Origin of the sequence: Cytobacillus dafuensis (genome assembly GCF_007995155.1) — a bacterium.
Classification (GTDB): domain Bacteria; phylum Bacillota; class Bacilli; order Bacillales; family Cytobacillaceae; genus Cytobacillus; species Cytobacillus dafuensis.
The window spans coordinates 2,621,031-2,637,415 of record NZ_CP042593.1; the positions used below are offsets into that span (position 1 = coordinate 2,621,031).

Here is a 16,385-nt window from a genome sequence, read left to right on the forward strand (position 1 = left end):
TCCCCTAATAGATTATAGTATGATGAAAATGATTTGAAAAAGAAAGGGGAAATCGAAATGACCAAAAGCATTGGCCTTATTTGTGGTAGCTTAAGAAAAGATTCTTATAATCGAATTATTGCTCAAGCGCTGATAGACATGGATGATTCCATCAAATTTCGCTGGATCGAACTAAAAGATCTTCCTTTATTTAATGAAGATTTAGAAGTAGACGGTGATCCAGAGTCTGTAACATTATTTAAGTCTTCCGTTGAAGAAGTTGACGGTATCATCATCGTAAGCCCAGAGTACAATTCTGGCATTCCGGGTGTATTAAAAAATGCGCTGGATTGGGCTTCAAGACCAACGAAGTCTTCGGTTCTACATAGAAAGCCAGTTGGAGTACTTGGAGCAACTCCAGGAGGATTGGGCACAGCTTCTTCTCAAATGCAAATCAGACAAATACTAGAAGCTATGCAAGTTCATGTTCTTCCGTTTCAAAAAGTACTAATTTCGCAAGTACATCAAAAAATTGACTCTGATCAGAAAGTGCTTACTGACGAAAAAACACAACGATATCTTCAGCGTTATTTACAGCAATTTATTCATTGGATCGATCATACTCCCGTTTTAGATTAATAAAAGAAACCAAATATCATCAAAACTTACTTGCATTTTCCTGACAGAAAACTCAAAAGAGTTATTTCATGAAGTGCTTCCTTTACATTTTTAATAGTAAATTTCAATGAATTTTCACTACGTAGATTTTTAGGTTGTACATCTGCCATCTATGTTCCAAAACTCGTCCTTTTCTGAACACGATCGTTCTGGTTCAAAAAGGACGTGTCACTTTTGACGGTATTTTGCACATCCAACTTGAGGTAGTGTCAGGAACCGTATATTTACAACGTTAAGGAAATTCTAATATTAAAAAGCCTAATTTCTCAGTATTAAAATTGAGAAATTAGGCTTTTTTCGTTGCTCCATTAAAGCGCCCGATAGTTTAATAAGAACGACATCTTTATTTAAACTAATACTTCTGAAAAACAACCCTCGATTGTTAACTCAAGTACAAATTAATGGCCCTCAGCTGTTATCGGTCCTAGACTTTGTTTTAAAGCTACAGCTAAAAAAGGAAATTATATATTCTTTAATCCCTTGTTAAGAGTCAATGTTGATGGTAATATATGAATATATTACATGAATATTCGTATTATATATTCATAAAAAAGGGGGGTTCACCTATGGCAAGAGGAAAAAAGGTTTTTTCAGAAGAAGATAATATTCTTATTAAACGTAAATTGAAAGATGAGTGTATGGCATTTTGGATTTCTAAGGGTTATAAAGAAACAAGTATTAGCGCATTGTGTGAGAAAGCTGAAATATCAACAGGTACTTTTTATAAATTTTATTCAAGTAAGGAAGAACTTTTTTTTGAAGTTTTGTATGACATTCAAGAAACTATTTATGGAAATTTTATTGAGCGAATTAAACAACGCCCTGAAAAGTCCGGCTTTGAAACAGCAATAATTCAGCTTTACTATGAATACGAAAGTAAACCATTTCTTTATGACGTAAAAACCACCGATTTCACATCATTTTATAGTAAATTATCCGAGGAAATGAAAGAAAAACTAACATTTGATAGTAATGATCTTTTTCGTATTGCAATCAAGCGAGCAGATCTCAAATTAAAAGTTCCCGAAAATTTAGCTTTTTCTATTTTCTCCGTACTTCTTTCAAGTATTGCAAGTAAAGAAGGGATTTCAAAGAATTGTGATCATTTAGCTGCTTTTAAATTTATGACTAAACAGATGGTAGCAAGTGTTTTTGAGTAGAGGATCTATTTCAAATATAGAATAGGCGGGATAGCAATGAGTTTATTTTGGAGTATTATAGACTTTCTTAAAGAAACAGCACCTTTCTTTATCGTGTTTAATATCAGTGTAGCGATCGTCCTACTAATTTCAGGGTTAATTTTAATATCCAAAAAGAATAGAGAACAGAAGACGAAAAAGGTTGTCGGAATGGTTTGTTTATCAATTTCATTGTTAGCTTTTTTGGGTGCTCTGTCTAACACTTTTGCTTTTTTCATCGTATTTTAAAATTAGGAGAAAAGGGAGGGAAAAAGATGTTAGATAAAATGTATATGATAATGGATGCTGCTTGTAAATGGGGAAATAAAAATCTGGGAACCTCTATTCGATTCACTAAACCAACTAAAAAATCCATAGTATTCAGTGCATTTTCAAGTGGAATTATGGGTAGTGCAATTCTGGCGTATGGATTTTTTTTCAATAACAAATGGATTTTGTTATTTGGTGGACTTGGAATAATAAGCTGTGTTTTCATATATCGACAAAGTGTAAAAACGATTAGATAAGTAACATTAGCTTTTTTGTATAGTGGTGAAGTATGGACTATAGAAATATAGTCTATTTTTTTATAGATAAATGGGAAGAATAAATAAAATCCGAAAATTAATAGTGGGTATTATTCGATACCCTTCTTCCACTAAACTGCATCGTTAGCCTAAGTACAATGTTTCGCAAACCAACACATATATAAAATAAAACCCCTTTTTAATTTAGATGTGTAATTCCATTAAATGGCCCTATACATAAAGAAAGAGCGTAATTCTTGCTGCTGAATTGCGCCCGATTGTTGAATAAGATTACTGCATATCGTCTTCCTACTAAGATAAAAGCCAGCATTATTGCTGGCTTTTTGACTTTTTACTTATTTAAATATTATTTCCGTTCACATCATTTTTTTGAGGTATGGAATCTTTCGCCATACAAAATGACTTAGCAAAAAGCTTAATATAATTCCTAAAAATGCTGTTATAAGGAATTTAGCCCAGACTGATATTGGTAGGTCATTCAATGTATATTGGAAGAAGACAACTACTGGGACATGGATGAAATAAACAACAAATACATTGTTTGATAACATCTTTGACCAACGATTAGTGCCGTTAATTTTTTCTCTAAATAAAATGAGAAGACCAATAATAAGCGAAATACACAGTAACGTCTCAATAAATGATCGAGCCAACGAACCGAAGTTTTGACCACCCTTTAAAAGAAAAGGATATACCGTATTCCCTCCAAAATACAAAATAGTTACTATAAATATTCCAATAGCAAGCCAGGTGTATCCTGCTCTCGCACTCAAAGTTAAAAACCATTTGCGATGATAAGCCATAATGCCTAAACAAAAGAAACTCACATACTGTGGTACATGTGCAAATTCTGTTTGAATAAATCCTAAGAAAGCTGACCAATGATCAATAGGAAACCATATCCTTGTAATGAAAGTCACTAAACTAACGACCAACCACAGGGAGAGAATCTGATAAACCTTAATGTTTCCATAAGATTTTTTTGTGGATTTCTTAGATGTAAAGAAGGTCCAGACCGAAAACACAACCGCATACACAAGTAAATGCTCTAAAAACCATAAATGGCCAAATTGCATATCAGGCCATGATGGCCCAGACCAATTCGTAGGTTCATTACCAAGTCCAAAAAATATATTAACATAGTAAGAAAAAAATGAGATGGGTTCATAATCTCTGAAATTAATGTAATATAAATACATCAGAATAGGAATTATCACGAGAAATCCCAGTAGTAATGGAACACCAATTCTAATAAATCGTTCTTTTAAAAATCGTTTCGGCCCTTTTCTCGCGATTGATTGAGGGAGAAAATAGGCTGATAAAAAGAAAAACATACTCATAAAAAATGCTGCATTTACAGAGAAAAATCTACCCAACCAGTTGATAGATTCATCATCCAAAAAATACCACCAACCACCTGGTCCATAGGCTTGTCCAGCATGGTGAGCTACTACAAGCATAATTAAAGCTATTTTTATATTATCGATGAAATATAAATGATCACTCTCTTTTTTCACCTTTAAAACCCCATTCCCATTAAAAGTTACACTTAAATAATAGCGTATTTTTACTATTATAGGAAAAGAGTTTTATATATAGTAAATAATTACATTCATTAAAATCAATAACTGTTTAGCATTATCGTCCTAATGCGAATTTTATTTTATACATCTATGTAATTTATAGACGCTAATCCTTGTAAGGGAATAGCACACGATTGCTAAGGATCGGTAGAATCCCTTGAACGAGATATAAGAACATGGAGTACCACCTTAATTTTTACGAAGTACTCCTTATTCCCTTTTTTTGATTTGCAAAAATACCCTAGATCAGAAAGCTGTTGTATTTTATCGTCTTGCTTCGTTAGCATAGGGAGAACTGCAATGAAGAATGCTAACCGTTGCCTGAGATGACAGTGCATCGTCAGAGATTTTGCACAATCTGAATTGGATTACCGTCCGGATCTGCAATCCAAGCAATGAGCAGCCGACCGAGCCATTCATGCGGTGAGACCAGGGCTTTGGCACCATTCGAGGTGACGGTTTCAAAGGCGGCAGCAGTGTCATCCGTCCACAAAATCACTGCAACAAGCTGCCCATGAGACACGTGGGCGAGGCTGTGATCGTCGCGCGTAGAGGAAACAGATGCGATGCCTATTCTATAGTCATCGAGAACCAAATCAATATGAATCGGTTCGCCATCGTTTGGCACTCGAAAGGACTCGGTGAATCCCAGACTCTCGTAAAACGTAGCTGCTCTTACTACATCCGAACTGAACAGAATTACTTGGGGATTACGGAAGATCGACCATTTGTTACACCTCCTATTGTTCAAGTTGGAGTCTGAGCCATTAATTATTAGTTCAATTGTTTCGTGAAATATCCTTTTTTATTCAATTAAATGGCCCGATTGTGGAATATCACCTAACGCTTGATTAGCTGGTATTTAGTAATGTAATAAGGTGGATATAATACATAAAAAAACAATTCTATCTCATTCCACTAATATCTACAGCTTCTCCGTTAAATTTAGGCATATAGGATATGAATTCATTCTTAGATATAGAATAATTAAATTCTACACAGGTCTTGTTAAATCCTATTAGTTTGTCAACTGCCCCATCAACACAGGACTTTAAAATATGATCCAATCATTTATTTATTTTTTTGCAGGAATCCTAATGTTGATTCTCTTTTGACTAGCCGCGCATTTAAGTCAAAATTCGGTATATCTTCAAAGCCGATCTCAATCAGTCTAATTAACTTATCCGTTGCAGCTGCACCAATGTTATAAATCGGTTGTTCAATGGTAGTGATTTCAGGTTCAACAATTTCAGTTAGCTTTATTCCATCAAAGCCTATGACAGCAACATCTTTTGGCACATGGATATTAAGTGTTTTTAATGCTTTTAAAGTACCTAATGCCATAAAATCACTAACAAGAAAAATCCCATCTACATTTTAATGTTCCTTCATCAATATTGCTGTTAATTGCATGCCACTTTCTAAAAAGAAATCCCCCTCAGATTAGTTCCTCCCTTTTTCCTTCCAATTTTTCATGGGATCAGGTTGAGTTTGGTTATTCGGCATGTGAATCATATCAATTTTTCTATCGTGTCTCTCTTTAGTGAGATCTAGATAAATCATTTTGGACAATCCTAAACCAACTTTTTCTGCATCATCGACCGTTGCTGAAAAATAGACTTTTTTAATACCCGCAAAGTACATGGCAGTTAAACACATGGCACATGGTTCACCACTTGCATACATAGTACAATCACCTAAATCCAAAGTTTGCAGCATTTCTTGTGCCCTTCTGATCGCCAATAATTCTGCATGGCCACTGACATCAAAACGGATATGAAGTTCATTTACTCCTTCAGCGATCACCTCGCCATTTCTTACTAGTACAGCTCCGAAAGGCTGTCCTCCCTGCTCCACATTTTCTACTGCTAATTGAATAGCCTTTTTCATGAATTGATCCATTATTAGAACTCCCTTCTAAAGGTTTAGAGACCATCATTCTTGCCTTCATTTAAACATCAATTTATTCCTTCGTCCAGTTATATATATTTAAGGTGATTCCGATAAAAATTTAAATTTGATATAGATAAGAATATATCCTGAATTATTCAAGTAGTAAATTAGTTCCTCATTTTTGTATGAATTTTTTTCTTTTTTCGCTTTTAATTGGTTCTTAAACTCTTTTAATCAACTAATTATTAATAAAATTACTTTGACAGATTTAAGAATAAGGAGTAGATTTTTATCATACTATATTCAAATATTCAAATATACTAAAATTAAATTATTTGAAAAGAAGGGGTTTATGTGTTTAGCAAATGGTTTTTCACGGGGCGGTATAAAGGATATTCTTTACAAAGCTTCCAAAAGGACCTTCTGTCTGGTTTAGTTGTTGCGGTTATTGCCATTCCTTTAGGTATGGGCTTTGCCATAGCATCTGGGGTCAAACCTGAATATGGAATCTATACGACCATTATTGCAGGGATTATTATTTCATTATTCGGAGGATCTAAATATCAAATCGGTGGACCAACAGGTGCATTTATCCCAATATTATTTGGGATTGTTATGACTTATGGATATGAAAATCTATTAATTGCCGGTTTACTTGCAGGTGTGATGCTCTTCCTAATGGGTGTTTTTCGATTAGGAACGCTTATTAAATATATCCCAAGGCCAATTACGATAGGATTTACTTCAGGTATTGCTATTACTATTTTTGTTGGGCAAGTCGCTAATTTTTTTGGCTTAGAAAATATTGAAAGACATGAAAAATTTCATAAAAACGTGATTGAAATCATTAATCATTTTAATACAGTAAATTTTTACAGCATGCTAACAGCCTGTATTTGTCTAATAATTGTTATCATAACCCCGAAATTTTTCCGAAAAATACCAGGTTCACTTATTGGGTTACTTGCTTCAACTATCATTGCAACCATTTTCTACCCCGAACAAGTTCCTACCATTGGTTCGACGTATGGAGAAATATCAAGCAACTTGCCAGAGTTTTCAATACCCGAAATCACTTTTGATAAGATTGTGAATTTGATAGGTCCAGCTTTCGTCATCGCCATTCTAGGAGCAATCGAATCATTGCTATCTGCAGTTGTGGCCGATGAAATGACAAAGAGTAAACATAATAGTAACCGAGAGCTAATCGGTCAGGGTTTAGCCAATATTGTTACTCCATTATTTGGTGGAATTCCCGCGACAGGTGCAATTGCCAGAACTGCTACAAATATAAGAAATGGAGCTATGTCTCCAATCTCTGGCATTATTCATGGTATGATTGTATTAATCATCCTTATAATCTTTGGCCCTTATGCATCAAGCATTCCATTGGCAAGTATGGCCCCAATTCTAATGGTGGTTGCGTGGAACATGAGTGAAAGACATGTATTTTTTCAATTATTAAAAACAAAAACAGAAGATTCCATCGTCCTTGTTGTTACATTTTTACTGACAGTTTTTATGAATATTACAGTTGCTGTAGAAATAGGTCTTTTATTAGCAATCTTGTTATTTACTAAACGTATGAGCGATTCATTAGTCACAGTCAAAGCTCTACCTGACCACAAAAGTAAAAATGGTAAAATGAGAGCACATATTGTAACAGACACTCGAGATTGTCCACAAATTAGTATCATTAATGTAGATGGACCGTTATTTTTTGGAACATCTCAAATCTTTTCACAGAAAATCATAAATACAATAAATGAAAAGCCTAGAATTATACTTTTTAGAATGGGAAATGTCCCATTTATGGATACAACTGGGGAAGTATCCCTTTCAAGCTTCGTCCATGATTTCATGAAGGATGGAATAGTGATCATTTCTGGTTTAAAACGCCAGCCAATGAATGTTTTGAAAAAAACTGGCTTGTATGAAGCAATTGGTGAAGAACATTTCTTCGAGCATACTGGGGTCGCCTTAGATTACGCACTTACAATGCTGAACAATAATAAATGCCTTGACTGCAAGCATTTCGCCTTTAAGGAGTGTAACTCCCTTTCCACTGGTGTTCATCATTCTAAAGAAAAAGTATATTCTAAATAAAATGTATGATAAAAAGAGAGGTTAAGAAAATGAACCTTGAAATGCAAAAATTTAAGGCTGATTTCTTTAAGGCTTTAGCCCATCCACTTCGAATTCGAATATTAGAGATTCTTGCTGATGGCGAAAAAAGTGTTAACGAAATTCAAACTTTAGCCGGGAGTGAAGGCTCTGCCGTTTCTCAACAGCTTACAATTCTAAGGTCAAAAAATATCGTAACGGGTACAAAGGATGGAAATCGTGTTATCTATTCTTTAAGAGATCCACAAATTATTGATTTACTTCAAGTCGCTAAACAAATTTTTAACAATCACCTTGTAGATGCAATAACCATGTTAGATCGCTTTAGTGATGATTAAGACCATTCCACTATTAAGTGCTAATCGCATAGTTTTGAGAATAACTGCTCATGTGAAATAATAGACCATTTGGTAACTCCCTGTTATTATATAAAGCCATATTGGTGATTTAAACTAACTGAGAAACATCTAGTTAGAATTTTCACCCTATTTCATGTACAATAAAGAATATATTTAGCATCTCTAAATATTTACAATAGAGAGTTACCAACTGGAGGATATCTGAATGAGTCAGCAGTTAACAAAAGATGCTCCACAAAAAAAGGCAAGCTCAGAGAAAATTTGGACAAAAGATTTTTCATTAATAGTGCTGTCCAATTTTTTTGTTTTTCTAGGTTTTCAAATGACTTTACCAACGATACCTCTGTTTGTAGAAGAGCTGGGAGGAAATGATCAATTAATTGGAATTTTCGTAGGGATATTTACGTTCTCTGCACTTCTCCTCAGACCTTATGCTGGGCATGCATTGGAATCAAAAGGACGGCGATTTGTCTACTTAACAGGGTTAGGCATTTTTGTACTTTCTCTCGGGTCTTTTGGCTTTGTGAATAGCTTAATATTTCTATTTATTATGCGAATTGTACAAGGGTTAGGCTGGGGATTTTCTACAACTGCCACTGGTACGATTGCAACTGATCTCATCCCCGCAAGTAGACGCGGTGAAGGAATGGGCTATTACGGACTTTCAGGTAATTTAGCTTTAGCTTTCGGACCATCGTTAGGCCTTACCTTAGCAGGAGTTTTAACCTTTAAGCAATTATTCTTAATTTGTGCCGTTTTAGGATTAGTAGCATTTATTTTATCCTCTTTCATTCGTTATAAAAAGGTCGAACCAAAATCTGTATCGTTTAAAAAATGGGATTTTTATGAAAAGAGCGCACTGCCTCCATCCTTGCTCTTATTTTTCATAACCGTTACTTTTGGAGGGATTGCTACCTTCCTGCCCCTCTATTCAGTCCAAGAAGGTGTGGAAGGCATTCAATGGTACTTTCTGCTGTATGCTTTAGCACTCATGGTATCACGTACATTTGCGGGAAAAATCTATGATCAGAAGGGGCATCAAGCCGTTTTTATCCCTGGCACCATCTTAATTTTTATTGCGATGGGGTTACTCGCATGGCTGCCAAATAGCTTCGTTCTCTTCACTGCAGCTATTCTTTACGGTCTAGGCTTCGGTACTGTTCAACCAGCATTACAGGCTTGGTCTGTAAAAGAAACCCCAAGCAATCGCAGAGGTATGGCAAATGCGACGTTCTTCTCTTTCTTTGATCTAGGTGTCGGGATAGGAGCGATTTTATTCGGGCAAGTCGCTCATTGGTTTGGCTACAGTGCAATCTATACCCTATCTGCTGTTTCTATCCTTTGTTCTATCCTTTTATATGTTGGTATATTAGCGAAAAATCGTCGTGCTAATATCCAATGAATAAAAAAGGCATTCGCAAAGTCCTTTAGCGAATGCCTTTTCTAACACCACGATCTTATTACATCATTGCTTTTTGATATTCCACTTTTAGATTTTCAATGATTTTTTGGACGGGAAGGATCTCCTTGATTTCATCTACTCTTGCACCAGCAAAAACGAGACCATTTTCAACATCACCTTCTACGGATTTAACCAAGGAATCGAGCGTACAAAAACGATAAGAGCAGTTTTTAAGGCAATCATGGCATTTCGTAATTTTTAGTTTCTCTGATCCACTAATTAAATCAGTGAAATTATTGGTAATTGCTCTTCCTTGTAAGCCGACAGTCGTTTTAACTAAAATTGTATCTTCCTTACGAGCATTAACATATTTTTGCTTAAAAGACAGAGGGGCATCACATTCCTCGCTTGCAACAAATCTTGTTCCCATTTGAACACCAGATGCACCCATTCTAAGAGCTTTAGCAATATCAGAGCCAGTCATAATTCCTCCTGCTGCAATAACTGGGACGGAAACGGCTTCGACAACTTCAGGAAGTATGTCAAAAAGTGGCCTGTCAGTTCCTAAATGTCCTCCTGCTTCAAAACCTTCAACAACAACAGCAGCAGCACCAAGTCGTTCAGAAATTTTTGCAAGTTTAGCAGAAGAAACAATTGATATAACTGGAATTCCGGCTTGTTTCCCCCAAGCATACATGTCTCTTGAAATTCCAGCACCTGAAATAATGAAATCAACTTTTTCTTCAAGTGCAGCTTTCATTTTTTCGGCAAAATCATTCATGGCAAACAATACGTTGACTCCGATGTACCCTGTATCCTTTAAGAGACTTCTAGCTTTTCTAATATGTGTGCGCATTTCTTCAACTGAAATTCCTGTACCAGATATAATTCCAACACCTCCAGCATTTGCTACAGCTGAAGCTAGATTGCTTAATGAGATTCCGACGCCCATTCCACCTTGGAGGATCGGAACTGTAGGCATCATATGCGAGATTTTCAGTTGTGGAAAGTTCAATTAAATTCCTCATTTCATATAACTATTTTGTTTAATATTTCTAAGATGTCATATTAATTCCTCTTCTAATAGTTACATTTGTCATAGTCACAAAAAATTCAAAAAACCTAAATTATTCTTTCTACACGGCTCCATTAGGATGGGAGTATATTAATTTACTGGGAGAGTACCATATTAATTCAGAAAAGATAATCGTATTAGATTCTTTAAGACCATACTTAGCCATTTCAATATCCAATTAAAAATTGTTTGCCCTAATATCGTTGCTCTTCTTTGTGACCGGTTTGGTGATGGTTGCCATTTTCCGGTCACATTGAACTCTTCTTTGTGACCGGTTTGGTGATGGTTGCCATTTTCCGGTCACATTGAACTATTCTTTGTGACCGATTTGGTGGGAGTTTCCATCTTTCGGTCACATTGAACTCTTCTTTGTGACCGGTTTGGTAGGAGTTTCCTTTTTTCGGTCACATTGAACAACAAACACAAATCCAATTAAGGACCTAAATATACGCACCCGATTATGGAACCACGACAACTCCTAGTAGGAATATTTTACAAACAGTGATAGTATTATCATTATAGATTTTTAGGAATTTCGAAAATAACGACAAAAGTTATGGGTGGTGTTTTCTTGAAAAAAGATTTAATTAAAGTTATATCCGTGACTGTTGTAAGTACAATTCTTATATTAAAGGTTCCTATTCTTTTTTCTTATTTTTTATAGCAATATAACAATTCTTCCATAAATCTAAAAGCGTTTCTTAACGAAGGTCTTATAGATTATCCATTATAATAACTACTTTGACATCATTTACCGTATTCGTGTTTCCTCCACAATGGCCCTAAAATGAAATAAGAGCGCTTATCCTTGTTTTTCCAAGATAGCGCCAGTTTGTTGAAGATCAATCGAATTAATTCAATTTTATAAAACTTCCCTGCTATTAAATTTCAATAAGTATAGGAACGATCATTGGATTTTTCTTAGTATGTGTATATACGTATTCTCGTATTGATTTTTTTATTTGTTTTTTCATTACATTCCTTGAGTTTCTATTTTCTTCTTGTAGCTCATTTACTGTGTTTACCGTGAGTTCATTGATGTTTTTGCGTAGCTCCGAAAAATCTTGATCTGTAAATCCACGAGAAATCGTTTCGGGTTCAGCCATCAACTTTCTTTCCGCCTTGCTTATCGTTAAAATAATCATGATCATTCCGTCCTCAGAAAGCTGTTTTCTGTCCCGTAATACATATTCACCAATATTCCCGACATCCCCGCCGTCCACGTATGTATTTCCAACTGGTACGGTCCGGGTTTGGCGGGCGATGCCATCTTCAATCTCGACCACATCGCCATTATTGATGATAAACGTGTTTCCTTTCTCTACTCCAACGGACTCAGCTAACAAACGGTGATGGTGTAGCATTCTAAATTCACCGTGAATGGGAATAAAATATTTTGGTTTCATTAATGTAAGCATTAGTTTTAAATCTTCTTGATAACCATGGCCGGAAACATGCATGCCGGATGTACTTCCTGATCCATAAATCACTTTGGCTCCAAGTGCAAATAAGTTGTCTACGATACTCGTGACATTACGTTCGTTCCCAGGTATTGGACCTGCCGCAATGATAACCGTATCTTCAGGCAAAATGTCGACACCGCGAAAGTTTCCTGTGGACAGGCGGGCAAGAGCAGCCAATGGTTCTCCTTGACTCCCCGTGCATAAAATAGCCACCTTTTCAGGAGCCATTTCATTGATCTCATGTGGGGCAATTAACATTCCATCAGGAACTGTTAAATAACCACGTTCTATAGCAACCGCTACAACATTAACCATACTTCGCCCAAGTAATGCAAGTTTTCGATTTGTTTTATGTGCTGCATTTACGACTTGCTGTACACGACTAATATTTGAAGCAAAGGTAGAAACAATAACTTTGCGGTCGGCTTTCATGAAAGTTGCCTCCACATGTTCACCTACCATTTGTTCCGATGGGGTCAAACCAGGACGTTCTGCATTGGTACTCTCAGACAATAGAAGCAAGACCCCCTCTTTGCCAATTTCAGCCATTTTATGAATATCCGCATGCTCATTATTCGCAGGGGTTAAATCGAACTTGAAGTCCCCCGTATGTACAATATTCCCTTCTGGTGTGTGAAAGATCACTCCCAAGCAATCAGGAATACTATGGGTTACTTTGAAAAAGCTTACATTCATTTCTCCGATTTTCAATTTTGAGTTTGAGTTGATTTCAACAAGTTCGCTTTCTCTGAGAAGTTTATGTTCTTTTAATTTGATTTCAATTAATCCTAGTGTAAAGCGTGTAGCATAAACGGGTACATTCAATTTTTTTAAAAAGAACGGGATCCCTCCGATATGATCTTCATGTCCATGTGTAACAATTAAAGCACTGACTTTATCTTTATTTTCTACTAAATAAGCCATATCAGGGATAATCAAATCAATTCCTAATAAACTTGCATCTGGAAACTTATTTCCACAGTCGATAATCACGATATCGTTTGAATATTCGATTGCATACATATTTTTCCCGATTTCATTCAAGCCGCCTAAAGCGAAGATAGATAACGCATTCTCTTTTGTACTCAAATTTAATCCCCCCACTTTATATATAATCTTAATATGCCCTTTGGGTTTCCCTTTATCAGCGGGGTGAATGCTCGAGTTTCCTATAAATACATTAAGTACATTCCTTGAAATCTCTATGAATAAAAATTAATATCTGCCGAGTGTTATACAACTGTATGAAGTCTAAACATTTTTTCACCTCATTTTAGTGTTCCCTTAACAACTGTCTTATTCGACTATACTGCCCTTAACATAAAGAAAGAGCACAATTCTTGCTACAGAATTGTGCCCTTTAATTGAATAACTAAAACATGATCTCGGTATGAAAATCATCTTAAAATCAATTAATTTATCTTCGGCTTAGCACCTATTCGTATTATAGGGGTTAGCCAGATTGGGTAATTTTAAATATTTTTTTGTGTTATAATAAAATAAATATTATTATGAATATTCAAATATATTTTACGTTACGAATAATAAATTATAAAGGAGTGCTTTTTTGTGAAAAAATTGATATTTATTTCAGTTCTCCTTTTATTAATTCTCTATGGTTTCAAAGGCTATAAAGAAAAAACTTTTGACCCATCTAAATTAAAAATTATAAATACTGCTTGGGATGAACAGGGGGATGAAACATACATCAAATATGAAGCATCATCTGTAAAAGATGGCATAGCAGCGTTGCCATTTAAAATAAAATTACCCAAGACGATACCTTTTAAAACCGATGGTTATAAACCAACTATTATAGAAGATTTAGAAAATGACGGAAAAAAGTTAATGGTCACTTTTAGTGCTAATTCGAAAGAAGCGATTCAGGATCATCCGATAATTTTGAAAATTAGAGCATACAATTTCAATATATACCCAACCCAAATATTATGATGAAGTGAAATTAAAAAATGGTATTATTGGTAAATACTCGTCATCAAATCTTTATTTTAAAATAGATGATATAGAATATCATATTCATATTTTTGGTTTACCTAATGATGAGAATTCTCGAAAGGAGTTAATCAATGTCGCCAATCAAATGATTTAAATTATGCAATTTAAGAACCTAATAATTGTAATGGAATAATGTCCGTGAGACTTGTCTCCATCCTTTTTTCGCACAACAAAGTTTAATAAGTGTTACTCCACAATCTGGCCCTATTATTGAAAAAGGCACAATCCCTATTCAAGAATTGTGCTTGATAATAGAATAATCAAATATGATTTCCATCATAAAATCAGTTATTATTTCTTCCACTAAAGATCCGCTAGGTGAAATATTGTATTCTCATAAAGCCTGCTGGCTTAAAAAGAATGCCATTTAAGGAAAAAAATCTGATAATTTATTTACATCTTCTCATTTTGACTTTATTTGATATTTAATTTAGTTTCTAAGTAAAATACCCACTATAGGTGGAAAAATTAAGGTAACTACTACACTTTGGATAAATGTTAAGATGATGTCCTTTTTCCAAGTGTTACCTTTTGGGTAGCGATTATTTATTCTTTGAAAAAAGAGAAACACTCCCCACCAAATTAATAAAGCATAAATAACAGAGCCAATACTATCATAAAACAAGTTGCCTCACTCCCACCCCTTATCAGCTATTATAATTACTTCGATGTCCTTCCGAAAATACCTGCCTGTTCAACTATCCAGTTAGTGAAAAACAAGAGAAAGGAGCCGCAAATACAGCTCCTTGTTTTGCTCAAGCACCTTATAATGGAACAACTGATGTGCTTCTATTAGATGGGTTAGTAAAAAAGCTTCTCCACTTATTGTAGAAACGCAAGCTATAGTTTAAGAAATCATTATATTCTTTTTTTTACAAAATAACCTATAATTAACCCAGCAATGCTTAATACACAGTAAATTACCATGCTCTCTATCCACAAATAAGAAAGTGGATGTCCATAAATTTCTGTATTTCCTTCCCTTCTAATTATCACATCACTCGCAAAAAAATAATCCAAGATAGAAAATGAATCTCGGAAATAAATTCCACGATAAAGAAAAAATAAACCGATAATAAAAAACAAGGTTGCTATCCAAAATGCTTTAAAATTATTGGCAACAAGAAATGAAGATATAGCTAATGGAAAAAATATAATTAAAGAAATCATCATTAAATGCTGAGCAAATTCAGTATATTCCCCAGGATTAAACGATAGGTAAATTAAAAAGCTACAAAGAATTGAAAAACCTAATACAATTGTTTTCTTTGTTACTCTTTTCAATTTTGACGCTCCTTTTTGTAAAATTTATTGAACTATAATGCACCGATCGTTTAAGTACAATCTTTCACAAAAATCTTACTACCAGTACCATAAGGATTCTATTTTTCTTAATATTCTACCTCCATTAAATGGCCCTTAAATAAAAAATAAGCGATTATCCTTGTGTTCCAGGATAGCGCCCGATTGTTGAAGATCATTATTGAATTAAAGCCCCTGTTAGTTGAAGTACATTTCTTCACAAACTAAAAAAATAGAAAGTAACAAAGAGTCGTACTTTCATATTAATTAACATTACTTATTTGATTTCCTCAGCCAACTCCAAAATAATTCCCTCTGGACCACGAACGTAGCATAATTTATAACTCTCTTCATATTGCTGTATCTCACTAAAAATTTCCGTACCCTTCTTTTTCAACTTGGCAACAACAGCTTCAATATCTTCAACAGTAAATGCAATATGTCGGATACCCAGTGTATTTGCTAAAGGTTGCTGAATATCTTTTTCATCTGACGGCGAATAAAATTTAATTAGCTCTATCCAAGTCTGACCGTCTGGCGTTCCCAATCCTATACACGCTACTTTAACGTTATTAAGCCCAACTGCATATCCCATCAACTCTCCTTCCATTTCCCATTCCCCTTTCACCTCAAGTCCAAAATCGAGAAAAAACTCTTTAGCGGCAGAGAGATCATTTACGATTACACCCACATGATCTATTCTTTGGATCTTCAAACTTCATACCTCCTATGTTCCGTTATTTTGCAATATCCTGTATTCAAATTCTAGTATTAACAAAGGGACG

General features: G+C 34.8%; 16 protein-coding genes. 8 read left to right on the forward strand and 8 right to left on the reverse strand.

Annotated elements, in window-relative coordinates:
* Positions 1–57 precede the first annotated feature (57 nt).
* The 4 genes from FSZ17_RS12410 to FSZ17_RS12425 all read left to right on the forward strand — a co-directional run bounded on the left by FSZ17_RS12410 (position 58) and on the right by FSZ17_RS12425 (position 2,362).
* Positions 58–618, forward strand: a complete 561-nt coding sequence (locus tag FSZ17_RS12410; RefSeq protein WP_057776440.1) for an NADPH-dependent FMN reductase — start codon at positions 58–60, stop codon at positions 616–618.
* Positions 619–1,223: 605 nt separating this feature from the next.
* Positions 1,224–1,817, forward strand: coding sequence for a TetR/AcrR family transcriptional regulator (locus FSZ17_RS12415; RefSeq protein ID WP_057776438.1), 594 nt, complete (start codon positions 1,224–1,226; stop codon positions 1,815–1,817).
* A gap of 36 nt (positions 1,818–1,853) precedes the next feature.
* A complete protein-coding gene (locus FSZ17_RS12420) occupies positions 1,854–2,084 on the forward strand; it encodes a hypothetical protein (protein WP_057776436.1) in 231 nt (76 codons plus the stop codon).
* A gap of 26 nt (positions 2,085–2,110) precedes the next feature.
* The gene (locus tag FSZ17_RS12425) at positions 2,111–2,362 is read left to right on the forward strand and encodes a hypothetical protein (RefSeq protein ID WP_057776435.1); all 252 of its coding nucleotides are present in this window, start codon (positions 2,111–2,113) and stop codon (positions 2,360–2,362) included.
* 377 nt (positions 2,363–2,739) lie between these two features.
* Here FSZ17_RS12425 and FSZ17_RS12430 read toward each other — a convergent pair whose 3' ends face one another.
* The 4 genes from FSZ17_RS12430 to FSZ17_RS12445 all read right to left on the reverse strand — a co-directional run bounded on the left by FSZ17_RS12430 (position 2,740) and on the right by FSZ17_RS12445 (position 5,868).
* Positions 2,740–3,900 (reverse strand): acyltransferase family protein, encoded by a 1,161-nt coding sequence (locus FSZ17_RS12430; protein ID WP_057776433.1) that lies wholly within the window; start codon positions 3,898–3,900, stop codon positions 2,740–2,742.
* A gap of 406 nt (positions 3,901–4,306) precedes the next feature.
* Positions 4,307–4,717, reverse strand: a complete 411-nt coding sequence (locus FSZ17_RS12435) for a VOC family protein (RefSeq protein WP_185150617.1) — start codon at positions 4,715–4,717, stop codon at positions 4,307–4,309.
* A gap of 320 nt (positions 4,718–5,037) precedes the next feature.
* Positions 5,038–5,331, reverse strand: coding sequence for a substrate-binding domain-containing protein (locus FSZ17_RS12440; RefSeq protein ID WP_228460351.1), 294 nt, complete (start codon positions 5,329–5,331; stop codon positions 5,038–5,040).
* Between the two features lie 78 nt (positions 5,332–5,409).
* Positions 5,410–5,868, reverse strand: a complete 459-nt coding sequence (locus tag FSZ17_RS12445) for a nucleoside deaminase (protein ID WP_057776427.1) — start codon at positions 5,866–5,868, stop codon at positions 5,410–5,412.
* Between the two features lie 345 nt (positions 5,869–6,213).
* Between FSZ17_RS12445 and FSZ17_RS12450 the strand changes: the two genes are divergently transcribed.
* The 3 genes from FSZ17_RS12450 to FSZ17_RS12460 all read left to right on the forward strand — a co-directional run bounded on the left by FSZ17_RS12450 (position 6,214) and on the right by FSZ17_RS12460 (position 9,744).
* Entirely contained in the window at positions 6,214–7,965 is a 1,752-nt protein-coding gene (locus FSZ17_RS12450) for a SulP family inorganic anion transporter (RefSeq protein WP_057776425.1), read from the forward strand.
* Positions 7,966–7,994: 29 nt separating this feature from the next.
* Positions 7,995–8,321 (forward strand): ArsR/SmtB family transcription factor, encoded by a 327-nt coding sequence (locus FSZ17_RS12455; protein ID WP_057776423.1) that lies wholly within the window; start codon positions 7,995–7,997, stop codon positions 8,319–8,321.
* A 226-nt stretch (positions 8,322–8,547) separates the two neighbouring features.
* Positions 8,548–9,744, forward strand: a complete 1,197-nt coding sequence (locus tag FSZ17_RS12460) for an MFS transporter (RefSeq protein WP_057776422.1) — start codon at positions 8,548–8,550, stop codon at positions 9,742–9,744.
* A 58-nt stretch (positions 9,745–9,802) separates the two neighbouring features.
* On the opposite strand, the gene FSZ17_RS12465 is transcribed toward FSZ17_RS12460, so the two are convergent.
* Together FSZ17_RS12465 and FSZ17_RS12470 are read right to left on the reverse strand one after the other, a co-directional pair.
* Positions 9,803–10,729 carry an NAD(P)H-dependent flavin oxidoreductase gene (locus FSZ17_RS12465; RefSeq protein ID WP_185150723.1) on the reverse strand — a complete coding sequence of 309 codons (927 nt, stop codon included), beginning with the start codon at positions 10,727–10,729 and terminating at the stop codon, positions 9,803–9,805.
* A 971-nt stretch (positions 10,730–11,700) separates the two neighbouring features.
* Positions 11,701–13,371 (reverse strand): ribonuclease J, encoded by a 1,671-nt coding sequence (locus FSZ17_RS12470; RefSeq protein ID WP_057776418.1) that lies wholly within the window; start codon positions 13,369–13,371, stop codon positions 11,701–11,703.
* 480 nt (positions 13,372–13,851) lie between these two features.
* Between FSZ17_RS12470 and FSZ17_RS12475 the strand changes: the two genes are divergently transcribed.
* Positions 13,852–14,235: a hypothetical protein gene (locus FSZ17_RS12475; protein ID WP_057776415.1), complete on the forward strand. Its 384-nt coding sequence runs from the start codon at positions 13,852–13,854 to the stop codon at positions 14,233–14,235.
* 921 nt (positions 14,236–15,156) lie between these two features.
* On the opposite strand, the gene FSZ17_RS12485 is transcribed toward FSZ17_RS12475, so the two are convergent.
* Positions 15,157–15,582 (reverse strand): hypothetical protein, encoded by a 426-nt coding sequence (locus FSZ17_RS12485; protein WP_057776411.1) that lies wholly within the window; start codon positions 15,580–15,582, stop codon positions 15,157–15,159.
* 295 nt (positions 15,583–15,877) lie between these two features.
* Positions 15,878–16,315 carry a VOC family protein gene (locus tag FSZ17_RS12490; RefSeq protein WP_057776409.1) on the reverse strand — a complete coding sequence of 146 codons (438 nt, stop codon included), beginning with the start codon at positions 16,313–16,315 and terminating at the stop codon, positions 15,878–15,880.
* Between the last annotated feature and the right edge of the window lie 70 nt (positions 16,316–16,385).